This window comes from Granulicella tundricola MP5ACTX9 (assembly GCF_000178975.2).
GTDB classification, from domain to species: Bacteria; Acidobacteriota; Terriglobia; order Terriglobales; family Acidobacteriaceae; genus Edaphobacter; species Edaphobacter tundricola.
Map to the genome: position 1 here is coordinate 3,225,222 of NC_015064.1, position 23,437 is coordinate 3,248,658.

Sequence of the window (23,437 nt, forward strand, 5' to 3'; positions counted from 1 at the left end):
CGAATGAGGGGTCCGCCCCCTATAGCGGACCTCTCCAGTCGGGTTTAGGATGGTGATATGGTGACCGAAATCGAAACTCCAGCCGCTTTATACACGGAAGCCTTCGCACCCGCGAAGCCAACCCCGCGCTGCGAGATCATCGCGGCCCTCAAAACCATCACACCCCTTGAAGGCCTCTCCGACGAGGAGTACGCCTGGCTCGCCGATAACGGAACCGAGCGCACCGGCGAAAGCGGCGCCATCGTCTTCCGCGAAGGCGAACCCGCCTGCAACATGAACTTCATCCTCAAAGGTGAGATTCACGTCCGCCGCCGGCACTCCGGCCCCATGGCCTTCTTCGTCGGCCGCGCCGGCGCCATGACCGGCCTGCTTCCCTTCTCGCGCATGAAGACCTACGGCGGAGAGGGTTACACCAGCGGCCCCGTTTGGGTCCTGGACATCCATTCCCGCCAGTTCCCGGCGATGCTCGAGGCCATCCCTTCCATGGGCCAGCGCAGCGTTACCGTTCTGCTGGACCGAGTCCGTGAAGTCACGCGCATGGAGCAGCAGTCGGAAAAGCTCGCCGCCCTCGGCAAACTCGCCGCCAACCTCGCCCACGAGCTCAACAACCCGGCCTCCGCCGCCCAGCGCAGCGCAGCCTCCCTCTTCACAGAGCTACGCGAGTACGGCGACCGCAAGTACCGCATGGGCACCCTCTGTCTCGACAGAGAACAGTCCCAAAAGATGCAGCAGTGGGTAGAACGCACCCGTGCTGAGATGTCCGCCTACCGCCGCCCCTCGGAAGACGGCCCCCTGGCCTTGGCCGACCGCGAAGCCGAGGTCACCACATGGCTGGACGCCCACAACATCCCCAACGCCTGGAACATCGCCCCGGCCCTCGCGGAGACCGGCCTGCCTCTCCGCGTTCTGGAGGAGTTCGCCGAGGAGTTTGACGGTGAGATCCTCGCCGCAGCCATGGACAACTTCGCCAGCTCCCTCCGCGTGGAGCGCATGGCAGAGACCATCGTAGGCTCAACGGTCCGCATCTTCGACCTCATCTCGGCCATCAAGGACTACTCCTACATGGACCAGGCCCCCATCCAGGAGGTCGACTTGGCCCAGTCGCTGGAGAACACCCTCAGCATGTTCCGCTCGCGCCTGCAGGGCATCACCGTCCTCACCGACTTCGACCCCGCCCTGCCCCCCATCAGCGCCTACGGCAGCGAGCTCAGCCAGGTCTGGACAGCCCTGATCGAAAACGCACTGGATGCCATGCCCAACGGCGGCCGCCTCAACCTCAAGACTAAACTCGCCGGCCTCATGGCAGTAGTCGAAGTCTGGGACTCAGGAGCCGGCATCGAACCAGACCTCCAAACCCGCGTCTTCGAGCCCTTCTTCACCACCAAGGCCCCCGGCAGCGGCCTGGGCCTCGGCCTCGACCAGGCCCAGCGCGTCGTCAGCAAGCACTCCGGCTTCCTCACCGTAGTCTCCAAGCCCGGCGAAACCTGCTTCCAGGTCCGCCTCCCCCTGGACCAGGCTCAAGCCTACTAAACCAAAAGAGGCAGTGAAAAGCAGCTTGAGCTGCTCCATCACTGCCTCACCACTGCTTAAAAACTGCTCTTCCACTGTTACTTCGTTACTTCAACCCCACGCCAGAACGCGATATGGTGCTTGATCGCCCGCGCCGCAGGCTTCGGATCAGGGTAGTACCAGGCCGCATCCGGGTTCTCCTGCCCATCCACAATCAGGCTGTAGTACCGGGCCTGCCCCTTGAACGGGCATGAAGAAGTTGTGGAACTTGGCCGAAAAAACTCCCGCTTCACCGATTCATCGGGAAAGTACACATTGCCTTCAACCAGCTGCGTCGTTTCGCTCTCTGCCAGGACCTGACCGTTCCACATCGCTTTCGCCATCTGCTGAAGACTCGCTTATCTGTTCGAACAAGTTACGGCCTGAAGTCCAAGCCGCGGGCTCTGGAGCCCTTTGCAGTTCCTCCGGGAGCATAGCAGACCTGAGCTCGGTTGGGAAGCGGTAACGCAGCCCTCAGGCCGCGCTGACCGCCATCTCAGGCTCCGCTTCTACCGTCTTCGGCGGCCCAATCAGCCGCTCATACGTACACTCCGGCGTCGTCGGAACCTCCACCGGCTGCCCCTTCTTGGGCCGCCGCTTCGGCAGAAACTCCCGGTTGTTCGGGCAGACCAGGTACGTCCCTTCCTTGTTCCCGTACTCCAGCAGGTAGGCCGAGTGGCACTTCGGACACGTCTCGTTCACCAGCTTCAGGTTCGAGGCAAAGTCGCACTTCGGATAATTCACGCAGCCGTAGAACACGTCCCCGCGCTTCGTCTTCCGAACCGCCAGGTCGCCGCCATCCTTCGGACACTTCACGTCCAGCAACTCCTGCTTGACGTACTTGCACTTCGGATAGCCGGAGCACGCGATGAACTCGCCATAAGCCCCATCCCGCTGCAACAGCGGCTTCCCGCACTTCGGGCAAGGCTCATCCAGCGTGATCGGAGGCTTCGACTGCACCTTCTGCGTCAGCTTACGGATCGTCTTGCAAGGAGGATCATCCGAATACCCAGGGCAAGACATGAACGGCCCCCAGGGCCCATTCTTCAGCACCATTAACCGCCCGCAGTTATCACAGAACTCCTCCTCCGGAGCCTCATCAGCGCCCGGGGCGTTCAGGTCCGGCTTGGCCGCAAAGTTCTCCTTCGTGAAGTCGCACGAGACCGGCTCAGCCGTAATCTTTTTGCCCTTCCCGGCAGCACTCTTCACCGCCTCCGCAAACTCCTTCGCATCCGCCACTTCCTTCGAGAAGTTCGTCTCGTCGAACGTCACCGCCTTCACAATCATCGGGAAGTGGAACGACCCCAGAATCTTCTTCAGCACCGCCTTCGGGTCCTTCTTCCACGGCGCAGCAGCAATCGTCACAGCCTTGGCCTTGGAGAAAGCCGAGCAGGCAAAGAAGCTCCCAAACTTACCCCACTTCAGGATCAGCGGCGACCCGCAGTTATCGCAGACCTCATCCGTCGCCTCTTCCTTGCGCTTGATGTCCTCCATCGTCGTCTCGGCGACCGCAAGCTCCTTCTCCAGGTGGCTGTAGAACCCATCCAGCAGGTCCGTCCACTTCTCCGTCCCCGCCTCCACCGCGTCCAGCTCGCCTTCGAGCGTCGCCGTGTATCCCGTCTCGAAGATGTACGGGAAGTTCTTAACCAGCAGCTCTGTCACCACCATGCCGATCTCCGTCGGCACAAACTTGTTCCCAATCTTCTTGACGTAGTCCCGATCCTGAATCGTATTGATGATCGAAGCATAGGTCGAAGGCCGCCCAATCCCCTTCTCTTCGAGCGTCTTCACCAGCGAGGCTTCATTGAACCGCGGCGGCGGGTCCGTAAACTTCTGCTCATGCTCGATCGCCTGCCGCACAAGCCCCTGCCCATCCGCCAAAGCCGGCAGCCGCTTATCTTCTTCCTCGCCGTCCTCATCAGAAGCCTCAGCGGTCGAAGCAGCCGGAGCAGTCTCATACACCTTCAAAAATCCATCAAACTTCAGCACCGATCCAGAAACCCGGAAGTCATAGCTGCGGGCGGCCTTCGCCCCAATCTCCACCGTCGTCTGATCGAAGATCGCCGGCATCATCTGGCTCGCGACAAATCGCATCCATATCAGCCGATAAAGCTTGTACTGCTCATCGGAAAGCGAAGCCCGAATCTCATCCGGGTGATACGCCACATTCGTCGGACGAATCGCTTCGTGCGCGTCCTGCGCCTCATTCTTCTTCTTGTACTCGTTCGGCTTGGCCGGCAGATACCGCTCGCCCAGCGCACCAATATAAGTCCGAGCCTCCGCCACCGCATCGTCAGAAACACGCGTCGAGTCGGTTCTCATATAAGTGATCAGACCCACGGTCTCGCCGCCGATCTCGATCCCCTCATACAGCCGCTGCGCCACGCCCATCGTCCGCCGTACATTGAACCCAAGCCGCCCCGCCGCCTCCTGCTGCAGCTTCGAAGTCGTAAACGGAGCCTTCGGATTCTGCTTCCGTTCCTTCTTCTCGACAGTCTTCACCGCAAACGTAGCGTTCGCCAGGTCCGCGACAACCTGATCCGTCGTCGCATGATCCGGCAGCGCATTCGCCAGCACCTGCGCCTTACCGTCCTTGTCGAAGCCGTTCGGAACCGTAATCCGAGCCCCATCAATCCCGGTCAGCCGAGCCGTAAACGAGGTCTTCTCCGCCTGCAGCACCGCATCGACAGTCCAGTACTCCACCGGCACAAACGCATTGATCTCCCGTTCGCGTTCCACGATCAGCCTCAGCGCAACCGTCTGCACCCGCCCCGCCGAAAGCCCGCGCCGCACCTTATCCCACAGCAGCGGCGAGATCTGATACCCCACCAGCCGGTCCAGCACACGCCGCGTCTGCTGCGCGTCCACCAGGTTCTCGTTTACATCCCGAGCCTTCAGAAACGCAGCCTTCACCGCCTTCTGCGTGATCTCGTTAAACGTCACCCGCCGTATATCCGCGCCCGCCTTGATCACCGGCCGCAACTGCATCGCCAGGTGCGCGGCAATCGCCTCGCCTTCGCGGTCAGGGTCAGGCGCCAGGAAGATATGGTCTGCCTTCGCCGCCAGCTTCTTCAGCCGGTCCACAATCTTTTCCTTGCCCGGAGACACGATCAGCGTCGGCGCAAACGTCCGGTTCAGCAGCTCCACACCAATATCCGACTTCGGCAGATCCATAATGTGGCCAAGGCTCGCCTCAACCGTGTAATCCGCTCCGAGGTACTTATTAATAGTCTTCGCCTTCGCAGGCGATTCAACGATAACCAGGGACTTGCTCATAACGCTCTTTCCTTCATTCCACCGAATCCGTGGGGGGTTGGCTCCCGGATTCCCTTCAACTGCCATGTTTCATTGCGAACCTAACACGACTTGCCGGGATCGCGCCAATCCAGCCCATCCCAAAGCCGAGGAAATCGAAACCAAACCGCGCCTCATCCACGGCACCAAACGCCCTTTAGAATCAGCACGTTTGCCAATTCCAGCAGGACCACAAAAAAACATCTAAAAACAACGAACGTAATTTTTGCCCGGAAGCGCCTTCACCCGGCCCGCCAGTTCCAGCTCGAACAGCGCCGTGAAGATCTCGGCAGAGGCCAGTTCGGCCTCCATCTGCTCCATCAACTCATCCAGTTGAATTGCCTCATCGTGCCGAATCCTCGCAAACACCAGCCGCTCATGCTCGGCCATCGCCTGCCCCGTCTGCCCAATTCCAGACTCATTCGGCCCGGTGAATAAAGATGCTGACTGCCCCACATTCGATTCATTCGCCCTCCCCGCCCCCATCGCATCCTCCAGCTCCAGCCGTGTCTGCGACGGCAGATCCTCCCAAACGTCCTCCCACGTCGCCGTCAGCTTCGCGCCCTGCTTGATCAGAGTGTTTGGACCCCACGCATTCTTATTCGTCACATTCCCCGGCACCGCATAGACATCCCGGTTCTGCTCCATCGCACACCTGGCCGTAATTCGAGTCCCACTATATTCAGCAGCCTCAATCACCAGCACCCCCACGCTCATCCCGCTCAGAATCCGGTTCCGGATCGGAAAGTTCTGCGGAGCCGGAAACGTGCCCAGCGGATACTCGCTCACGATCGCCCCACCGCCTGTCACAATCTCCTCCGCCAGCCGCTTATTCTCCTTCGGATAAACCACATCCAGCCCCGTCCCCCAAACCGCCACCGTCTTTCCCTTCGCCGCCAGCGCCCCCTTATGCGCCGCCGTATCCACCCCCCTCGCCATCCCGGAAAGAATCACCACACCTCGATTCGCCAGATCCCGCGAAAGCATCTCCGCCATCCCCGCCCCATACGGACTCGGGGACCGAGTCCCCACCACCGCAATCCCCGCCCTCCCCAGCAGCCCCACATCCCCCCGCACCCAAAGCACCGCCGGCGGATCGTAGATCTCCCGCAGCCGCTCCGGATAAGCCTCATCATCGGGCGTGAGCAAAGTAGCCCCTGCCTCCTGCACCCGCTTCCACTCTTTCTCCGCCTCCGCCCGAGCTCGCCCATCCGCAATGAACTGCGCTGACTTAGCCGGCAATCTAAACCCCTCCAACTCAGTCAGCGGCATATCAAAAATCCGCCCCGCATCCCCATCCATCAGCGCCACCGCCCGCCCAATCCGGGTAGGCCCCAACCCCGGCGTAAGCGCCATAGCCAGCCACCCCAGCCGCCCCTCAGAAGCACCAAAATCCGCAGTATTCCCGCTCAACGCCATATAAATCTCCATGTAGACGCAATGCGCTAGAGATTAGCACGCCTCCATCCCCCACAACCGTCATTCTGAGCGCAGCGAAGAATCTCCGTAGCTGCTGTTGCGGCGGCTCTTGCCCTTCAAATCATTTGCCGTTGCCCGTTCTTAGGCCTTCATCACTGCAACTAACCCCACACCCGCCCCAGAACAATCAGCCCTTATCGCTTTTATCAATTTTTATCCCCTTAAGCTGTTACAACACCTTCCCAGCCGAATCCGCTAAACTAGCCATGTGGCCCTACGAGTAGCAGCAATCGACTTCCTCAACCCAGCCCCCCTCATGTGGGACTTCGACCACGGCCCCCGTCTCTCCCAGCGTTACGACGTCCACCTCACCGAGCCCTCCCAGTGCGCCCGTGAGCTCCTCGCCGGCCGCGCCGACCTAGGCCTCATCCCCGTCGCCGCCCTCACGCCAGAGCTAGCCATCGTCCCCGGCTGCACCATAGCCAGCCTCCGCCAGGTCCGCTCCATCCAACTAGTCGTCAAAGGCACCGCCGGCCTGGCCTCCGTCCGCACCATCGCAGCCGACACGGCCTCTCGCAGCTCCGTCGCCTACACCCAGGTCCTCTTCCGCCACTTCCTCAAGACAGACCCCACCTACCTCCCTGCCAAAGCCGACCCCATCCCCATGCTCCAATCCGCGGACGCCGCCCTCCTCATCGGCGACCCCGCCCTCCACGCCCTCGAGCACCGCACCCAGATCGAAGCCGCCGTAGGCCCCTGCCAGTGGTTCGACGTAGCCACCGAGTGGAACACCCGCACCAACCTCCCTTGGGTCGCAGCCGTCTGGGCCGTCCGCCCGGAGGCCCTCCCCACCGCCGCCGCCCGCACCGAGCTCATAGAAGATCTCAACCAGTCCCGCCTCCACGGCCAGCTCCACACAGAAGACCTGGTCACAGAGTGGCAACCCCGCATCCACCTCCCCGCCCAGACCATCCGCCACTACCTCACACAAAACATCCACTACACCCTGGACCCCGCCTGCATAGAAGCCATAGAGCTCTTCCGCCACCTAGCCGCAGAAATAAATGCCCTCCCCCCACTAGGCCCCCTCAACTTCCTCCAGCAGTAAACAGGGTGCCCCACGTCCGGATTCTCGGACGTGGGTTCCACCGAAACATCCCAACCACAGCCTCCACCAGTCACGCAACAAATCCCCCGCGTCGAATCCCCCACATCCCGCGTCTCATGACAATATGGGTTCCATGCTGGCAGGCATCCCAATCTCTCGCGCATTAGCACTCCTGTCCCTGGCCACCCTCGCCGGTTCCAGCAGCCACCTCCTGCATCTCGTCCTCTCCTTCGGCCTGTTCGGCCTCTTCCTCGTCTCCATCGTCGACTCCTCTTTCGTCCCGCTCCCCCTCCCCGGCATCACCGACATCATGGTGATCCTCTTCGCCGCCCAGCACGCCAACCTCTTCCTCCTCATCGCCGCCGCCACCATCGGCTCCGCCCTCGGCGGCCTCTTCTCCTATCAGGTCGGCCAGTCCGGCGGCCTCGACTTCATTGAAAAACGCACCCCGCCCCGCATCTTCAAACGAGTTACCGGCTGGATGGAGTCCCACGCCATCCTTGCCGTAGCCGTCCCCGCCCTGCTCCCCCCGCCGATGCCTCTCAGCCCCTTCGTCCTCGCCGCCGGAGCCCTCAAGATGTCCCGCAAGAAGTTTATGTGGGCCTTCACCCTCAGCCGCCTCATCCGCCACGCCTTCGCCGCCTGGCTGGGCGTCCACTACGGCAAAGCAGTCCTGGTCCTCTGGAACGCATTCATCCGCCGCTGGGGCGCCCCCGTCCTGATCATCCTCTGGGTCGCCATCCTCGGCTCGGTAGCCTTCGCCTTCTGGCGCCTCTGGAAGACCAGCCACGAAGTGGGCCTGAAGCAAACCAAACCCCTAAACGCCACCACCACCTAGAGCAAACAACGGCCAGCCCACACCACAACCACCGGCCCACACCACAACCGTCCCCTCACCACAACCGTCCCCTCACCACAACCGTCCCCTCGCCACAACCGTCCCCTCACCGCAACCGTCATTCTGCGCGGAGCGCAGAACCTCCGTAGTTGTCGTTATCGCGGCAAGACCGCCATACCCGCCTGACTTTCGCCAAGTATCCGTAAATTCACCCGCCGTAACCCAAAGCCGCAGAGCCACTTACAATTATTTTCTCTAGAAACACCAGCAAAATCGCGTGTCAAGCCCCCAGCACTCAGAAAAACCCAGCAACTGAGTCACTACAAACCACTTACACCCAAAAAATAAATGGCGTATTTACCCATTCCACCTTGGTAAAATAGAAATAGAAGAAAAAGGCGTGCAAAGTCGCAGGCCGCTTCACCCAAATCGCAAAGTCCACCGAGTCAAGACGCAGCTCACCCGAAGTCCGAAGTCCGGACCTAAGTCAAATCCTTTGAAGACTTTAGGTACTTCAGTGGGGGGAGGGGGGTACCCCTAAAACTCCCACTGCAACAAGGTAGCCCCAACCGTAAACCCGGCCCCGACACTCGCCAGCAAAACCAGATCGCCCTTCTGCAACCGGCCTTCATCGAGCGCAGTCTGCATCGCCAGCGGAATCGTCGCCGCCGTCGTATTCCCAAACCGGTCGATGTTGATCACTACGCACTCCTCATCCATGCCCAACCGCTCAGCGGTAGAAAGGATAATCCGCTTGTTCGCCTGGTGCGGAATGAAGCACTTCAGATCCTTGCCCGTAATCCCGTTTCGAGTCAGCACCGTCTCCGCCGCCTCGGACATCTTGCGCACGGCAAACTTGTACACCGCACCGCCGTCCTGGTGGACGTAATGCATCTTTGCCGCGACCGTCTCGGCGGTCGCCGGATGCAGACTCCCACCACCCGGCATGTTCAACGAAACCCCACCCGACCCGTCGATCTCGTGGAAGTAGTCCACCAGCCCGACCTCACCCGGCTCACAAGGCTCCAGCAGCACCGCCCCCGCCCCGTCGCCGAAGATGACGCAGGTCGTCCGGTCGGTGTAATCGATCACAGAGCTCATCACATCCGCGCCGATCACCAGGATCTTCTTGTGAACGCCGGACTCGATCAGCTTAGCCCCAACCTGCAGCGCATACGGAAACCCCGAGCATGCAGCCGAGAGATCGAAGCCCCACGCATGATGCGCGCCCAGTTTGTCCTGCACCAGGCAGGCCGTAGCCGGAAACATCATGTCAGGAGTGACGGTCGCCACGATAATCACCTCCACCTCGTCGGCGGAGACACCACGCTTGGCCAGACACGCCTTGGCCGCCTCGACGGCAAGGTCACTCGTCGCCACGCCCGGCTCGACGATATGGCGCTCCCGGATACCGGTACGCTCGGTGATCCACTGGTCGTTGGTCGCGACCATCTTTTCAAGGTCTTGATTGGTCAGAAGCTTGGGCGGAACGTAGCTACCGACGGATGTGATTTTGGCTCGAACGGAGACTTGCGGCTTCAGGGACAAACTCAATGACTCACCTCAACAGCTTGCGCTCCCAAGCATACAAAACTTTGGAGCGGATGATGATCAATCAGGTGCCGGAGGGGAGTTTGATATACCCGGACGGCCTCCAGCGCGTGACAGCAAGCGGCTGGAATCCTAATGCACCGGGCGACCTACTGCGCCATCGCGGGAATCTGAAACTCGTCCGACAGAGGCGTTTCAGTGCACCGGGCGGCCTACTGCGCCCATACTAGCCCGTTACCGTTGCTTCCTTCCGGACCTGGCGGGGTTGGCGGGATTACGTCGCGTAGGACCCGGCACAAGAACGAGTCTACCATTGGAGGGATGCAGAACTCCAGCCTGAGCCCTCACGCCAACAACCGCCCACAGACACAAGGTGAGGTGGAGGCCCACTACATCGAGCTTCGCAAACAGCACCAGACCCGACAGGATGGCTTCGCCGCCCGCAAGACCCGCATTGGCTGGGCCCTGATCGTCTGCCTTGGCATCATCGTCGCGCTGGCGACGCAGGCCCATCACCAGACCTCACCCTGGCCTCTGCTGGCAGCCTTCGCCGTCCTGGCCTCCCTGGTGCCGGTCCACCTCGGCCTGCAGACCAGGATCTCCCGCACAGAGCGCCTGCTGGGCCTCTACGACAGGAACCTTGCACGCGTCCGCTCCGAAGCCTGGCAGTCCGGCAACACCGGAGAGACCCTCCACCAGCCCGGTCATCTCTACGAGCGCGACCTCAACCTCCTCGGTGAGGACTCGCTCTTCGGCCTGCTCGACACCGTACGCACCGGCATAGGCCAGCGCGGACTAGCCGACTACCTCCAGGCCCCGGCCATCCACGCCGAGACCCTGGAACGCCAGCAAGCCGTTAAGGAGCTGGCAGCGAAAACAGAGTTACGAGAAGAGATCGCCCTCCTCGGCACCAGCAAGTTCCAGCAGGTCGAAGCAAGGTTCTTCGACACATGGCTCGACGAAGAAGCACCCGTCTTCCATCCGGCCTTTCGCTACGTTCTGGTCGTCACAGCACTGGCGCTGGTGGTGATGCTTCTGCTCGGTTTGACGCACGCCGTCGCATGGCCCGTCCTGCTGCCGAATCTGGCCCTGGCGGCCGTACTTCAGGCCGGCATCTCGATGTCCCTGCGCTCCCGCGTGCTGCCTCTTCTGGAGCGCGTAACAAGGCTCTCGAATCACGTACAGATGTTCTCGGACGGCCTGGCCATCCTTGAGACACAAAGCTTTCAAGCACTAAAGCTTCAGGCCATCCAGGCGGCCGCAAGGCAACCGGCCAACGCCGTTCCCCTGCTCGCCAAGCTGCAAAGCCAGATCACGATCGTGCAACAGCGCACCAAGGAGTACTTCTTCATCTTCTCCCTGCTGCTCGCAGCCGGCACCCAGGCGGCCATCACCATCGCCGCATGGAAGCGAGCAAACGGTGCCGCGATGAAAAGCTGGCTCGCCGCCTGGGCCGAGTTCGAGGCCCTGAACGCACTCGCAGCCTACGCCTTCGAGCATCCCGAAGACGCATGGCCGGAGCTGCTGCCAGCCTCCGCGCAACCTACGTTTGAGGCCATAGAACTCGGACACCCGCTGCTCACCGCGTGCGTCCGCAACGATGTATCACTCGGAGACGCGACACGCTTCTTCCTGATCAGCGGCTCGAACATGTCCGGCAAGTCCACCCTCATGCGATCCATCGGCATCAACGCCGTCCTCGCATACGCCGGCGCACCGGTGAGAGCACACTCCATGCAACTGACGCCGCTCACCCTCGGCGCATCGCTCGCCCTGACGGACTCGCTCGCTGAGGGCAAGAGCAAGTTCCTCGCAGAGGTCGAGCGCCTGCAGAAGATCGTACAAACCAGCGCAGGGTCGCCAGTACTCTTCCTGGTCGATGAGATCTTCAGCGGCACCAACTCAGTCGATCGCCAGGCCGCCGCCGGCGCGGTCCTGCGTAGCCTGCTCGTAAACGGAGCTATCGGGGCCTTGTCAACGCATGATCTCGCGCTGGCCGAACTCGCGAACGAGGAGAACTGCGGCCTCAACGTTCACATGGCCAGCCCTGATCCCGAAGACCCACTCGGCTTCGACTACAGGTTGAAGCCCGGGGTCAACACCAGCTCCAACGCCCTCGCCATCATCCGCATGATGGGCCTCTAGGGCCGCTGCCGTTGAGAAGAAGAAACGTATCATAGAGTTGAAACGATGTTGACTGAAGCCCACATTCGAGACGCCCTGCGCGACTGTTACGACCCCGAAATCCCACTCAACATCGTGGAACTCGGCCTCGTCGAATACATCTCGCTGCACGAAGCCCCAGACGCCCCCGGATCAGGAATTGAAGGCGTCCCCGCCCGCTATCTGGCAAAGATCGTTCTGATCCCGACCACGCGCGATGACGCCCCGGAAGCTCAGCTCAAAGCCCAGGTGAGCAATCGTCTCGCTGCCTTCTTTGAGCTCTGGTCCGTCGAAGTCAGCATCGTAGATCAACCCGTCTGGACACCGGAAAGAATCACCCCCGCCGGGAGACGAACCCTCGGCCTGGACAAGCCGCAGTTCCCTATCCTCAACAACAAGGTGCGTCCCCAGTGAATGCACCCACCAAACGAGCCAGAAGAAAAGTCGTCCCAATCCACACGCCCAAACTCCCTCCCACGCATCCGTTCGACAGAGTTCATCACACCGACACCGGCGGCCTCATCGAGCGCACACAACTCATCACCGGCCACGCCAACGACGCACACGTCACCGCTTACTACGGCATCGCCCCTTCCATCCTCGACGCCGTGATCGACCTCTGGCAGGGGACGCGCCCCAAGTATCCCATCGACCGCTACACCTTCGTGGACATCGGCGCAGGCAAGGGCCGCGCCGTCATGACCGCCTCCCTCCACCCCTTCTTCGAAGCCGTAGGAATTGAACTGAATCCGACGCTTGCAAGCATCGCCCGCACTAACCTGCAGACCTTCCCCAACTATGCAAACCCGCTTGCGCCCACCCGCCTCATCGAAGGCGACGCCCTCGCCGCGAACCTGCCGCTGACCCCTACACTCGCCTTCATGTTCCATCCCTTCGAAGCTCCGGTCCTGCGCAAGCTGATAGGCAAAATTCAAGCACACTACTCGGTTCTTGATCTGCCCTTCGATCTGATCTACGTCAACGCGGAGCACGCTTCCGTGCTCGACCAGAACACCTGGTTCAAGCGGCTCTTCCATGGCCTCGTCCCCATGAGTTCCGTCGATCACCTGGCGGACCTCGCTGAGATCGCCGAACAGACAGAGTATGGGTCCACCGGCGACGAGATCTGCGGCATCTACCGATTCACCGGGCCAACCACTTAGCGGCGCCTCTGGCCAGAGCATGTAGCGCGGGTGTATCTTGCTTCCGTTGAGCGCGACGCACGCGGACCGCGCTCCAGGGAGCGAAGTATGGCTACAGCAGCACCGGTTCACCAGATCACACCCGAGACCTACGGGCGCAAGCTCCAGCTCAAGGCACGCTACGACAACTTCATCAACGGTCAGTGGATCGCGCCGGTGGCAGGCGAGTATTTCGAGAACGTCACGCCCGTCACCGGCGAGCCCCTCTGCCAGATCGCACGCTCCAAGGCCGAGGACGTCAACAAGGCCATCGACGCAGCACACGCCGCCAAGGGCGCCTGGGGCCGCACCTCCACCACCGTTCGCGCACGCATCCTGGAGCAGATCGCGCAGCGCATCGAAGACAACCTGGAATACCTTGCTACCGCAGAGACCTGGGACAACGGCAAGCCCATCCGCGAGACCATGGCCGCCGACCTGCCGCTCTGCGTCGACCACTTCCGCTACTTCGCAGGCTGCATTCGCGCCCAGGAGGGCGGCATCTCGGAGATCGATCACGAGACCATCGCCTACCACTTCCATGAGCCGCTCGGCGTCATCGGCATGATCATCCCGTGGAACTTCCCGCTGCTCATGGCGACGTGGAAGCTTGCACCGGCTCTGGCCGCGGGCAACGCCGTCATCCTGAAGCCCGCCGAGCAAACACCCATGTCCATCCTGCTGCTGATGGAGTTGATCGGCGACCTTCTGCCGCCGGGCGTCCTCAACGTCGTCAACGGCTTCGGTCTTGAAGCCGGCAAGCCGCTCGCATCCTCACCGCGTATCAACAAGGTGGCCTTCACGGGTGAGACGACCACCGGTCGACTCATCATGCAGTACGCCTCACAGAACATCATTCCGGTCACGCTCGAGCTTGGCGGCAAGAGCCCCAACATCTTTTTCGCCGACGTGATGAACGAGGATGACGCCTTCTTCGATAAATGCCTTGAAGGCTTCACCATGTTCGCGTTGAACCAGGGTGAGGTCTGCACCTGCCCCTCCCGTGCGCTGGTGCAGGAGTCCATTTACGAGCGCTTCATGGAGCGTGCGACCGCCCGGGTCAAGGCGATCAAGGGCGGCAATCCGCTCGATTCAGCCACGATGATCGGAGCCCAGGCCTCGAGTGAGCAGTTGGAGAAGATCCTTTCCTACTTCGACATTGGCAAGCAGGAGGGCGCGAAGATCCTTACTGGGGGCAAGCGGTCCGAAGCCGGTCCGGCGGGCGGCTTCTACGTCGAGCCCACCATCTTTGAAGGCCACAACAAGATGCGCGTCTTTCAGGAAGAGATCTTCGGGCCAGTGGTCTCGGTTACAACCTTCAGGGACGAAGACGACGCCATGGCGATCGCGAACGATACGCTCTACGGCCTTGGCTCCGGCGTATGGACGCGTGATATCAATCGTGCCTACAAGTTCGGCCGCGGCATCCAGGCCGGGCGTGTCTGGACGAACTGCTATCACCTCTATCCGGCGCATGCGGCGTTCGGTGGTTACAAGCAATCAGGCATCGGACGTGAGAACCATAAGATGATGCTCGATCACTATCAGCAGACGAAGAACCAACTCATCAGCTACAGCCCGAATGCGATGGGCTTCTTCTAGACCCAAGGGGGCACCATGATGGCTCCAGCGCAGGTTCTCACCACGCCCGCAGCCGATGAGCTGATTCATCGGCTGCGGGAGAAGCACGGCAAGCTCATGTTCCATCAGTCCGGCGGATGCTGTGACGGCTCCTCGCCTATGTGCTTCGCGCTCGGCGAGTTCATGCTGGGCGATAGCGATCACTTTCTGGGGACCATAGCCGAAACTCCGTTCTACATGAGCAAATCGCAGTTTGAGTACTGGAAGCACACCCAACTCATCCTCGATGTTGTTCCGGGCCGAGGTGGCATGTTCTCGCTTGAGAACGGAGAGGGCGTCAGGTTCCTGATTCGCTCACGCGTCTTTGCGGAAGATGAACTGCTGGAGTTGGAGATGGCGGGGTTAATCTAGTCTCTGCCTGGTTACCAGAGTTTCAGCCAACTATGCTTCCGGGCTACGCGTCACAGTTGAATAGATCTACAAAGGACAACTCAATGGACGTCAATCAACTGATCCACATCGTGATCGTGCTCGTCGTTGTGGGCGTTTTGCTCGGGCTGATCAACCGCTTCATACCCATGGCCTCGAGCATCAAGTCCATCATCAACGGCATTGTGGTCATCTTTGTCGTGCTTTGGCTCTTGCAGCTTTTCGGCATCATCGGTGCCATCGGCGGCATGCGCGTACGTTAGCGCAGCCGCTTCACCTCTATTCTAGTGGACTCCCACAAGAAATCGTTCGCGCTGATTCTCCGGCCATGCCCGGCTAGAGAGGCCGCGTTCCGTCAGAAGCTCATAGATCGTTGAGACCAGTGCCCCCGGTCCATTCTCGACGTCTACTGTAGCGTCCGCTCCGGCGTGAGGTCCGGAGTCATAGCCGTTCATCTTGACGATCAGCATGTGCGGGACCTCGTGGCGTATCCGGGTAACCCACTCCTGACGCTCGGCTTCCGGCAGCGTATGACAGAGTACAACCAGATCTGTCTCGAGGACGGGAGCCTCTGACTGGTCGAGGGCGGCGGTGGCCACGGACCAGAAGTAAGTCAACACCTCGGCGCGAGCCTCAAGGTGAGCCTTGTCGTTCCCGATCAGCAAAACTTTTGCGGATTCATTCATTGGTGTGTGAGGCTGAGCGCAAGGGACTCGGCCTTTCTCCTCTCAGGTCATCGTGCTCTGCTCAACCTGTTCTGATTCAACGCTAAACCGATCTCAAGCCCAGTTGGGAACAAGGTCAGGCGTCAATCATCTTGGTTTTATTCTTGCCAACGAATGTCCAGACTTCGTTCATCTCCCTCAAGATGCGCCATTGCGACCTCCGCCCTCGCCAGTGCGACGACACTTTCAAACTTTTCTCCCCACTCGATCAGGACGAGGGCCGCCGGGTCTGCCGCCATCTCTTCCAAGCCCAGTGTGGCCAGTTCCCGCTCCGTCTCCAGCCGGTACAGGTCCAGGTGATAGATGTGGGTCTTGCGCCCCTGATACTCATGCACCAGCGTGAATGTCGGGCTGGTCACGTCCTCCGGCGACCCTGCACCCAACGCCTGCACCCAGCCTTTGACCAACGTGGTCTTGCCGGCTCCGAGGTCACCGCGGAGGATGATCACCCGCGGAGCCGGAAGCATTTCGGCGATGGTTTCGGCGATGGCGAGGGTGCCGCGCTCAGAGCGGGTCTTGAATCGCTTCTCGCGGTTGAACTCAGGCATCGGCGGGCTCCTTGGGCTTGGGCTGGATGCCGCAGAACCAAGTGAGGCCGTCTGCGTCCACGTTGCGGTACCGGAAGGCTTGCGTCAGGTGGCTGATAACATCCGTGGCGAGGATGGATTTTTCGTCGAGGTGGCGTGCCACCAGGTCGGCGGCGAGGCCATGGAGGTAGACGGCGGCTTCCACCGCCTCCGCCACGTTGTCCGGGTACTGGCCGAGCAGGGCGGCTACGATGCCGGTGAGGATGTCTCCACTACCGCCCTTGGCGAGGCCGGGGTTGCCGGTCGTATTGACGGCTATCGAGCCATCGGGGTGGGCGATGAGGGTTCGCCAGCCCTTGAGGACGAGGGTCAGGTGGTGCTCGGTGGCGAACTTGCGGGCCAGGTTGATGCGGTCGGCTTCTACTTCTTTGACTGTTTTGCCGAGGAGGCGGGCCATCTCCCCGGGGTGGGGGGTGAGGACCATGGTGCGGTTGGCTCCGTCGAGGAGGTGGACGTGATCGGCGTCGAAGGCGTTGAGGGCATCGGCGTCTATGACGATGGGCAGCTTGGTCTGCGCGACTACGCCGCGAGCAAACTCCGATGCTTCGCCCTGGGTGGAGAGGCCGGGGCCTATGGCGATGACCTTGATGCCCTTGGTGAGGGTTTCAAGGTTGGTGAGGTTGGCCGCGGTGGCGGTGCCTTCTGCGTCGTGGAGCAGGGGGCGGACCATCAGTTCCGGGGTGACGCTGCCGACGAGGTTGACGATCTCGCGGGGGACTGCGGCGGTGACCAGGCCGGCTCCGGCTCTGAGGGCGGCGAGGGAGGCCATGCTGGGTGCGCCGGCGGTGCCGAAGCTTCCGCCGATGATGAGGATGTGGCCGAACTTGCCCTTGTTGGAGTTGATGTCGCGGGGGCGCTCGGTTACGGATTTTGCGGTGCCGGCCCAGTTGAGGTTCTGGCTGGACTGGATGGTGTCTTCCGGCGAGCCGATGTCCGCGACGACCACCGGGCCGAAGGTGGCGGCGGTGAGGTGGCCGAAGATGTGGGCGTGCTTGGGGGCGGTGAAGGTGACGACCGCGTCTGCGCGGAAGGCTCCCTCTGCCGTCTGTTGCTGCGAGTCTGCGTCCCAGCCGCTGGGGAGGTCTACGGCGACGACCGGGATGGCCGACTTTGCCAGCGCGTCGCGGAGGATGGCGGCGGGGCCGCGGAGGGGCGGCTTGAAGCCGGTGCCTACGACGGCATCGAGGATGAGGTCGGCCTCGGAGAGGAGCTCGATGATGGCTTCGAGATGCTCGTCGGTCTCGTCGACGAACTCTTCTACGATCTCGTCCGAGGTGGCCTCTTTGAGGAGGGCGAGGGCCTCGGCCGCGTCGCCCTTCACGTCGTCCTGGCGGCCGGCGAGGAGGACTCTTACGCCTACTCCCTCACCGGCGAGGAGGCGGGCGGCTACGAAGCCGTCTCCACCGTTGTTGCCTTTGCCGCAGAGGACCATGACGTGGGCGGCCTGGGGGTACTGGCGGAGACAGAAGGCAGCGACGGCTTCACCGGCGGCCTCCATGAGGTCTGCGATGGGAATTCCGGCGGCGACGGAGGAGTCGTCTGCCTGCTTCATTTCTGCTGCGGTGAGGATCTTCATAGGTATTGGATGCAGCTGCGGGAATTCCCTCCCCCACCCCACCCGATTCGGTCCAAAGTCTTCATTCGATTGAGGTTAGGTTTGGACATGGGCTCGAGGTGATCGGAAAAGTCCCATATTTCGCGGAAGATGTCCGCAAAGTATTCAAAATATTGGGGTTAGTGGGTTTTGGGGTTGAGGAGTGTTCCGGATGTTTCTTCTAGTTCTATTTTACCAAGGTGGCGGGGGTGAATACGCCATTTATTTTTTGAGGGTATGTTGTTGATCTGGTTAGGGTTAGGCGGATTTTTTGGGCGCAGGGGGCTTGACACGTGAGTTTGCTGGTGCTTTTTAGAAAAGTAGTTGTAAGTGGTTGTTGGGATTGGGGTTGCCGGTAGTGGGAAAAGCGTTGACCTGGGCCTTCGGCCCAGGCTGATATGTTTCGGGCCTTTGGCCCTTTGAAGATGATTGGTGGGTTGGAAGAAGGCGGTCGTTTGCTTCCGCAAACGAGGCCCACCCTAATCGCATGAAGCCGCGATGAGGATGGTGCACACGAAACTCCCGTGAGGGTTCGAGGTGGTCCTACCCACGTCCCAGAGGCGGGACGTGGGGCACCCGGTCGTGCTTCTACCGAAGAGGGGAGGGGTGGGTGGAGTTTGCTAGACGCCGAAGGCCATGTCTATCAGGGCGCGCTCTTCGAGGTCGTGGGCTTTGGCGCTGCCGGTGGCGGGGCTGGCTCCGGCGGAGCGGGTTACGTTGACGATGGCGCGGTCGCGGGACATGCGGCGGAGGTGGGGCATGACGTAGGAACGGGCTCCCATGTTGGCGGGCTCCTCCTGGACGTAGACGACTTCGGCGTTGCGATGCTGGTCCAGGGCGGCCTGGACTTCGGCCTCAGGCCAGGGGTAGAGCTGCTCCAGGAATACGATGGCTACGTTGGCGTCGTGTCCTGCTTTTTGGCGCTTCTCACGCTCTACACGGAGGTTGTGGCCGATCTTGCCGGAGCAGAGGAGGATGCGGCGGGGGTTCTGGACCCCATTGTCCGGAAGGACGTTCTGGAAGGTTCCGCCGAAGTCCGCGACCGTGGAGGATGCGTCCGGGTGGCGGAGCATGGACTTGGGCGTGAAGACGATCAACGGCTTGCGCCATGAGCGCAGGGCCTGGCGGCGAAGCAGGTGGAAGTGCTGCGCGGCGGTGCTGGGCTGGGCGATGACCATGTTGTCCTGGGCGCAGAGCTGGAGGTAACGCTCGATACGGGCGCTGGAGTGCTCCGGGCCCTGACCTTCATAGCCGTGGGGGAGGAGCATGACGAGGCCAGAGAGGAGATGCCATTTGGCTTCGCCGGCGGAGATGAACTGGTCGACGATGATCTGGGCGCCGTTGGCGAAGTCGCCGAACTGGGCCTCCCAGAGGACGAGAGCTTCGGGGTAGTCGCGGGAGTAGCCGTACTCGTATCCGAGGACCGCGGCTTCTGAGAGGAGGGTGTTATAGACCTCAAAGCGAGCCTGGTTGGGGGTGATGTGCTCCAGCGGGATGTACTTGGTTTCCGTCTCTGTGTCCGTGAGGGCGGAGTGGCGCTGGTTGAAGGTGCCGCGCTGGGAGTCCTGGCCGGTGAGTCTTACGGGCGTACCTGCGGAGACGAGGGATGCGAAGGCGAGGAGCTCCGCCATGCCGTAGTCAAACTGGCGCTTATCCTCTGCCATCTCAAGGCGCTGCTCATAGAGCTTTTTGACCTTGGGATGGATGTGGAAGGTCTCCGGGTAGGCGCAGAGAGCCTTGGTGAGCGAGGTCACCTGGGCTGCGTCGATCCCGGTCTTGAGAGCGGCGTCCGCTTCCGAGAGGCTGCCGCCCTTGTAGTTGTCCCAGTAGTGGGGGAGGACGGCGAGATCGGTCTTGCTTTCAGCCTTGGTGGCTAGCTTCTGCTCTTCCAGGAAGTGCTGCTGGATCTTTGCGGCTTCTTCCGTGGGATCGACTCCAATGCGCTTGGCGTAGGTCTTGTAGAGCTCCGGCAGATCCTTGATGAGGGCGTAGCGCTTGGGCGAGGTGACGGTGGGGTCATCGACTTCAGAGTGGCCGTGGCGGCGGTAGCCGATGAGATCGACGACGACGTCCGACTTGAATTTGTGGCGGTACTCGGCTGCGATGGCGGCTACGCGCAGGACGGCGTCAGGATCTTCCGCGTTGACGTGGAAGATGGGGATGGGCAGGCGCTTGGCGATGTCCGTGGCGAAGCGGGAGGAGTTGGATTCCTCCGGGACGGCGGTGAAGCCGAGGAGGTTATTGACGATGACGTGGATGGTGCCACCGACGTTGTAACCGTGGAGGACGGCCATGTTGAGGGACTCGGCAAGGATGCCCTGACCGGCGAAGGCTGCGTCGCCGTGGATGATGAGGGGGAGAATCTGCTCTTTGGCGTTGGCTGCGCCTTCCGCGAGGAGACGGGCCTGACGGGCGCGGGCGCGGCCGAGGGCTACGGGATCGACGGCCTCAAGGTGGCTGGGGTTTGAGACGAGGTGGAGGGCTACCTTTTTGCCGTTGGGCGAGATGAACTCTCCGGTGGCTCCCTGGTGGTACTTGACGTCTCCGCCGCCCATGGTGGAGCGGGGATCGACGTCTTCAAAGCGCGCGAAGATATCGGTGGCGTTGCGTCCGACGATGTTGGTCATGACGTTGAGGCGGCCGCGATGGCTCATGCCGAAGACGCTGCGGGTTACGCCGTGGTTGGCGGAGATTTCGAACGTGTGATTAAGGAAGGGGATGAGGACGGTGAGGCCTTCGAGCGAGAAGCGCTTGGTGCCGAGGTATCGGGACTGGATGACCTGCTCAAACAAGTCTGCCTTGATGAGGTCTGTGAGCATGCCCTTCTGGTCTACGGGCGGAGCTTCGCGCTCTAACTGGTCCTGAATCCACTGGCGCTTTTCCGGGCTGGGGATGTGCATGAACTCGGCTGCGATGGTGCCGCAATAGAACTTGCGGGCCTCTGCGGCGGCCTGGACGGAGTCTGGGTCTTCCGGGACGGGGACCGGGAAGGGCTCGCCGGGGAGGTACTGGCCGAGGGGGTCGAGGGAGGTCTGGAGATAACCCCAGCGGCGGAAGATGTCGAAGGTGTACTCGCGGCGCTCTGGGTTTGCAGTGGTGTTGGGTTGGGTCGGTTCGGGGGCTTTTTTCAGCTTGGTGGCCATTGAATCCTCAGTCCTGAATGTGCGCCTGGGGCGGGCGCTCGATGCCGGATGGTGCGGGGCGAAGGTGAAGTTCGCGTCACTTGGTATGCTAGACCCATTGATAGACGGTCTGCATCTTTCGTGAACGATAACCGCACAAGCGTAACAAGGGTGCATCTGCATGGTTAGTATCGGCAGGCTGGGATGGGTTGGTGAGGTGGGGTTGGCGGCGGGGTTGGCCGTGGGTGTGGGGCTTGGGCAGGATGTGGGTGCGGCCAAGGCAACGCCTGATCTACCGGAGATTACAGGGCTGATGCATGCGGTGGAGGTGCAGCAGAGGGCGGCGGAGCTGCGGGAGAAGGACTATCTGTATCGGCAGAGTGTACGGATGGACGACCTGGACGGGCATGGCGGGGTGAAGAAGACGCAGGCGGAGGTTGCGGATATCTTCTGGCTGGAGGGGGTTCGGGTGCGGCGGGTGGTGAGCAAGGATGGGAAGGAGCTGACGGGGGACCAGGCGAAGAAGGAGAGTGAACGGATCGATAAGGAGGTGGCGAAGGCGAAGGAGCGGCGGGCTAAGGGGGATGCAAGTGGGAAAGAGACCGACTCGCATGGGAATGAGGAGGTGACGGTGTCACGGATGCTGGAGCTGGGGAGCTTTGGCAATGAACGGCGGGAGAGCGTGAACGGGCGGGATACGATCATGGTGGACTTTGTGGGGAACCCGAAGGCGAAGACGCGGAACGTGGGGGAGAACGCGATTCACGAGATGGTGGGGACGATCTGGGTGGATGAGGCGGATCGCGCGATCGTGAGGATTGACGGGCATTTTGTGAATAACTTCAAGGTGGGTGGAGGGCTGCTTTTCAACGTCAAGAAGGACACGAAGTTTTCCGTGACGAACGTGAAGGTGAACGACGAGGTCTGGCTGCCGAAGAGGATTACCGGAGATGGCGAGGCTCGGGCGATGCTGCTGTTCAGTTTGAAGGGGCGGCTGGCGGTGGAGGATGATGGGTATCGGAAGTTCAAGGCGACTTCTACGATATTGCCTGGGGTTGCGGAGGTTCCTGCGGTGCCGTCGCCGCAGTAGCTGGGGCTAACGTGGAATGGGGACAGCCTGAGCCGTCCCCATCCTAGATCTTGTTTGTGCGTCTCGCTTGGGTGTTGCGGCGGGAGCGGGTGGTTATCGATTAGAGAGGCTGAACGTCAGACGCCTGCCAGCCCTTCGGTCCCTTGACCACGTTGAACTGCACAGCCTGACCCTCTTGGAGGCTCTTGAAGCCGTTCGAGTTGATCGCCGAGTAGTGTACGAATACATCCTCGCCGTTCTGACGGCTGATGAAGCCAAACCCCTTGGCATCGTTAAACCACTTCACTGTTCCCTGTTCCATGTTAGTTCTTTCCCTTTTGGTGCTTTGTTGAATTTGCCGCTAAAACAAACTGGGGTTCGACCGTACAGCTTCAGAAAAACCAATCTGTTTCAAAGGATGACCAAAGGTTAGCACGAAAATCAAGTGGATTTGTGGAAAAAGAGGGTTTTCTTTTGACTGCACAGGAAGTGGTGCAGCTAGATGTTTTCGGTGGGGGGGAGGTGGGCGCGGACGATCTCTTCTGAGCGTGCGAGGACCTCGTCGAGGCTCATGCTGGTGGAGTCGAGGAGAATGGCGTCGGGCGCGGGCTTGAGGGGAGACTCGGCGCGGTTGCGGTCGCGGTCGTCGCGGGCGCGCATCTCGGCAAGGACGGCGGCCTCGGTGACGGGGGCGACTTCGTGCTGGTCGGGTGCGACTTGGCGGAAGCGGCGGGTGCCGCGGACGTTGGGGTCGGCGTCGAGGAAGATCTTGACCTCTGCGTCGGGGAAGACGGCGGTGCCGATGTCGCGGCCTTCCATGACGACTCCGCCCTGGATGCCGAGGGCTCGCTGCTGGGCGACCATCCAGACGCGGACGCGCGGGTGGACGGAGAGGCGGGAGGCGGCTGCGGTGACGTCGGCGTCACGGATGCGGCGGGAGACGTCGCGGCCGTCGAGGAGGACGCGGTTTCCTTCGCGGGTGGGCTCGAGGGCGATGGTGGTGTGGGGGGTGAGGGCGAGGAGCTGGACTTCGTCGTCGAGATCGAGGTCGGAGTCGATGGCTTTGTAGGCCAGGGCGCGGTACATGGCTCCGGTTTCCAGGTTGAGGAAGCCGAAACGGCGCGCGAGATGGGCGGCGAGGGTGGACTTGCCGGCGCCAGCAGGCCCGTCGATTGCGATGACGGGCTGCTGGCGGGGGGTTGGGTTGGGTGGGGGGGTAGTCATTTAG

General features: G+C 61.5%; 20 protein-coding genes and 1 other RNA gene. 10 read left to right on the plus strand and 11 right to left on the minus strand.

Features of this window, described 5'->3' with window-relative positions:
- Nucleotides 1-57: 57 nt before the first annotated feature.
- Nucleotides 58-1,530: an ATP-binding protein gene (locus ACIX9_RS13810; protein WP_013581107.1), complete on the plus strand. Its 1,473-nt coding sequence runs from the start codon at nucleotides 58-60 to the stop codon at nucleotides 1,528-1,530.
- A gap of 77 nt (nucleotides 1,531-1,607) precedes the next feature.
- Here the strand turns inward: ACIX9_RS13810 and ACIX9_RS13815 are convergent, their stop codons facing one another.
- The 3 genes from ACIX9_RS13815 to dprA all read right to left on the minus strand — a co-directional run bounded on the left by ACIX9_RS13815 (nucleotide 1,608) and on the right by dprA (nucleotide 6,261).
- Entirely contained in the window at nucleotides 1,608-1,892 is a 285-nt protein-coding gene (locus tag ACIX9_RS13815; RefSeq protein ID WP_013581108.1) for a DUF427 domain-containing protein, read from the minus strand.
- A 130-nt stretch (nucleotides 1,893-2,022) separates the two neighbouring features.
- Nucleotides 2,023-4,824, minus strand: coding sequence for a type I DNA topoisomerase (topA, locus tag ACIX9_RS13820; protein ID WP_013581109.1), 2,802 nt, complete (start codon nucleotides 4,822-4,824; stop codon nucleotides 2,023-2,025).
- A gap of 222 nt (nucleotides 4,825-5,046) precedes the next feature.
- The gene (dprA, locus tag ACIX9_RS13825) at nucleotides 5,047-6,261 is read right to left on the minus strand and encodes a DNA-processing protein DprA (RefSeq protein ID WP_013581110.1); all 1,215 of its coding nucleotides are present in this window, start codon (nucleotides 6,259-6,261) and stop codon (nucleotides 5,047-5,049) included.
- A gap of 268 nt (nucleotides 6,262-6,529) precedes the next feature.
- On the opposite strand from dprA, the gene ACIX9_RS13830 reads away from it, so the two are divergent.
- Together ACIX9_RS13830 and ACIX9_RS13835 are read left to right on the plus strand one after the other, a co-directional pair.
- Complete coding sequence (locus tag ACIX9_RS13830; protein WP_013581111.1) at nucleotides 6,530-7,369, plus strand: menaquinone biosynthesis protein; 840 nt, start codon at nucleotides 6,530-6,532, stop codon at nucleotides 7,367-7,369.
- A gap of 124 nt (nucleotides 7,370-7,493) precedes the next feature.
- Nucleotides 7,494-8,207: a YqaA family protein gene (locus ACIX9_RS13835; protein ID WP_232298719.1), complete on the plus strand. Its 714-nt coding sequence runs from the start codon at nucleotides 7,494-7,496 to the stop codon at nucleotides 8,205-8,207.
- A 537-nt stretch (nucleotides 8,208-8,744) separates the two neighbouring features.
- On the opposite strand, the gene ACIX9_RS13840 is transcribed toward ACIX9_RS13835, so the two are convergent.
- Nucleotides 8,745-9,761: a beta-ketoacyl-ACP synthase III gene (locus ACIX9_RS13840; protein ID WP_013581113.1), complete on the minus strand. Its 1,017-nt coding sequence runs from the start codon at nucleotides 9,759-9,761 to the stop codon at nucleotides 8,745-8,747.
- A 195-nt stretch (nucleotides 9,762-9,956) separates the two neighbouring features.
- Nucleotides 9,957-10,054: signal recognition particle sRNA small type (gene ffs / locus ACIX9_RS24835), an RNA gene on the minus strand.
- A 25-nt stretch (nucleotides 10,055-10,079) separates the two neighbouring features.
- Here ffs and ACIX9_RS13850 point away from each other — a divergent pair.
- The 6 genes from ACIX9_RS13850 (at nucleotide 10,080) to ACIX9_RS13875 (ending at nucleotide 15,375) form a co-directional block, all read left to right on the plus strand.
- Entirely contained in the window at nucleotides 10,080-11,903 is a 1,824-nt protein-coding gene (locus tag ACIX9_RS13850) for a MutS-related protein (protein WP_013581114.1), read from the plus strand.
- Nucleotides 11,904-11,948: 45 nt separating this feature from the next.
- Nucleotides 11,949-12,335 carry a metal-sulfur cluster assembly factor gene (locus tag ACIX9_RS13855; protein WP_013581115.1) on the plus strand — a complete coding sequence of 129 codons (387 nt, stop codon included), beginning with the start codon at nucleotides 11,949-11,951 and terminating at the stop codon, nucleotides 12,333-12,335.
- Nucleotides 12,332-13,084 carry a class I SAM-dependent methyltransferase gene (locus tag ACIX9_RS13860; protein ID WP_013581116.1) on the plus strand — a complete coding sequence of 251 codons (753 nt, stop codon included), beginning with the start codon at nucleotides 12,332-12,334 and terminating at the stop codon, nucleotides 13,082-13,084. Before ACIX9_RS13855 ends, ACIX9_RS13860 begins: the two co-directional genes overlap by 4 nt.
- An 87-nt stretch (nucleotides 13,085-13,171) precedes the next feature.
- Nucleotides 13,172-14,704: an acetaldehyde dehydrogenase ExaC gene (gene exaC, locus ACIX9_RS13865; RefSeq protein WP_013581117.1), complete on the plus strand. Its 1,533-nt coding sequence runs from the start codon at nucleotides 13,172-13,174 to the stop codon at nucleotides 14,702-14,704.
- A 15-nt stretch (nucleotides 14,705-14,719) separates the two neighbouring features.
- Entirely contained in the window at nucleotides 14,720-15,094 is a 375-nt protein-coding gene (locus ACIX9_RS13870) for a DUF779 domain-containing protein (RefSeq protein ID WP_013581118.1), read from the plus strand.
- An 83-nt stretch (nucleotides 15,095-15,177) separates the two neighbouring features.
- Entirely contained in the window at nucleotides 15,178-15,375 is a 198-nt protein-coding gene (locus tag ACIX9_RS13875; RefSeq protein WP_013581119.1) for a Thivi_2564 family membrane protein, read from the plus strand.
- Between the two features lie 21 nt (nucleotides 15,376-15,396).
- On the opposite strand, the gene ACIX9_RS13880 is transcribed toward ACIX9_RS13875, so the two are convergent.
- From ACIX9_RS13880 to ACIX9_RS13895, 4 genes are all read right to left on the minus strand, one after another.
- Nucleotides 15,397-15,798 (minus strand): hypothetical protein, encoded by a 402-nt coding sequence (locus ACIX9_RS13880; protein ID WP_013581120.1) that lies wholly within the window; start codon nucleotides 15,796-15,798, stop codon nucleotides 15,397-15,399.
- A gap of 137 nt (nucleotides 15,799-15,935) precedes the next feature.
- Nucleotides 15,936-16,385 (minus strand): tRNA (adenosine(37)-N6)-threonylcarbamoyltransferase complex ATPase subunit type 1 TsaE, encoded by a 450-nt coding sequence (gene tsaE / locus ACIX9_RS13885; protein WP_013581121.1) that lies wholly within the window; start codon nucleotides 16,383-16,385, stop codon nucleotides 15,936-15,938.
- Nucleotides 16,378-18,000, minus strand: coding sequence for a bifunctional ADP-dependent NAD(P)H-hydrate dehydratase/NAD(P)H-hydrate epimerase (locus ACIX9_RS13890; RefSeq protein WP_013581122.1), 1,623 nt, complete (start codon nucleotides 17,998-18,000; stop codon nucleotides 16,378-16,380). Before ACIX9_RS13890 ends, tsaE begins: the two co-directional genes overlap by 8 nt.
- A 638-nt stretch (nucleotides 18,001-18,638) precedes the next feature.
- On the minus strand, nucleotides 18,639-21,161 hold the full coding sequence (locus ACIX9_RS13895; protein ID WP_013581123.1) for a 2-oxoglutarate dehydrogenase E1 component: 2,523 nt from the start codon (nucleotides 21,159-21,161) through the stop codon (nucleotides 18,639-18,641).
- A gap of 160 nt (nucleotides 21,162-21,321) precedes the next feature.
- On the opposite strand from ACIX9_RS13895, the gene ACIX9_RS13900 reads away from it, so the two are divergent.
- Nucleotides 21,322-22,230, plus strand: coding sequence for a hypothetical protein (locus ACIX9_RS13900; protein WP_013581124.1), 909 nt, complete (start codon nucleotides 21,322-21,324; stop codon nucleotides 22,228-22,230).
- 100 nt (nucleotides 22,231-22,330) lie between these two features.
- Here the strand turns inward: ACIX9_RS13900 and ACIX9_RS13905 are convergent, their stop codons facing one another.
- Together ACIX9_RS13905 and cmk are read right to left on the minus strand one after the other, a co-directional pair.
- Nucleotides 22,331-22,531 (minus strand): cold-shock protein, encoded by a 201-nt coding sequence (locus ACIX9_RS13905; protein ID WP_013581125.1) that lies wholly within the window; start codon nucleotides 22,529-22,531, stop codon nucleotides 22,331-22,333.
- Between the two features lie 176 nt (nucleotides 22,532-22,707).
- Nucleotides 22,708-23,433, minus strand: a complete 726-nt coding sequence (gene cmk / locus ACIX9_RS13910) for a (d)CMP kinase (protein WP_013581126.1) — start codon at nucleotides 23,431-23,433, stop codon at nucleotides 22,708-22,710.
- Nucleotides 23,434-23,437 lie beyond the last annotated feature (4 nt).

Coding starts and splice junctions, on each gene's coding strand:
- ACIX9_RS13810 (WP_013581107.1), top strand. CDS start 58: ATGGTGACCGAAATCGAAACTCCAGCCGCTTTATACACGGAAGCCTTC.
- ACIX9_RS13815 (WP_013581108.1), bottom strand. CDS start 1,892: ATGGCGAAAGCGATGTGGAACGGTCAGGTCCTGGCAGAGAGCGAAACG.
- topA (WP_013581109.1), bottom strand. CDS start 4,824: ATGAGCAAGTCCCTGGTTATCGTTGAATCGCCTGCGAAGGCGAAGACT.
- dprA (WP_013581110.1), bottom strand. CDS start 6,261: ATGGCGTTGAGCGGGAATACTGCGGATTTTGGTGCTTCTGAGGGGCGG.
- ACIX9_RS13835 (WP_232298719.1), top strand. CDS start 7,494: ATGGGTTCCATGCTGGCAGGCATCCCAATCTCTCGCGCATTAGCACTC.
- ACIX9_RS13850 (WP_013581114.1), top strand. CDS start 10,080: ATGCAGAACTCCAGCCTGAGCCCTCACGCCAACAACCGCCCACAGACA.
- ACIX9_RS13855 (WP_013581115.1), top strand. CDS start 11,949: ATGTTGACTGAAGCCCACATTCGAGACGCCCTGCGCGACTGTTACGAC.
- exaC (WP_013581117.1), top strand. CDS start 13,172: ATGGCTACAGCAGCACCGGTTCACCAGATCACACCCGAGACCTACGGG.
- ACIX9_RS13870 (WP_013581118.1), top strand. CDS start 14,720: ATGATGGCTCCAGCGCAGGTTCTCACCACGCCCGCAGCCGATGAGCTG.
- ACIX9_RS13875 (WP_013581119.1), top strand. CDS start 15,178: ATGGACGTCAATCAACTGATCCACATCGTGATCGTGCTCGTCGTTGTG.
- ACIX9_RS13880 (WP_013581120.1), bottom strand. CDS start 15,798: ATGAATGAATCCGCAAAAGTTTTGCTGATCGGGAACGACAAGGCTCAC.
- tsaE (WP_013581121.1), bottom strand. CDS start 16,385: ATGCCTGAGTTCAACCGCGAGAAGCGATTCAAGACCCGCTCTGAGCGC.
- ACIX9_RS13890 (WP_013581122.1), bottom strand. CDS start 18,000: ATGAAGATCCTCACCGCAGCAGAAATGAAGCAGGCAGACGACTCCTCC.
- ACIX9_RS13895 (WP_013581123.1), bottom strand. CDS start 21,161: ATGGCCACCAAGCTGAAAAAAGCCCCCGAACCGACCCAACCCAACACC.
- ACIX9_RS13900 (WP_013581124.1), top strand. CDS start 21,322: ATGGTTAGTATCGGCAGGCTGGGATGGGTTGGTGAGGTGGGGTTGGCG.
- ACIX9_RS13905 (WP_013581125.1), bottom strand. CDS start 22,531: ATGGAACAGGGAACAGTGAAGTGGTTTAACGATGCCAAGGGGTTTGGC.
- cmk (WP_013581126.1), bottom strand. CDS start 23,433: ATGACTACCCCCCCACCCAACCCAACCCCCCGCCAGCAGCCCGTCATC.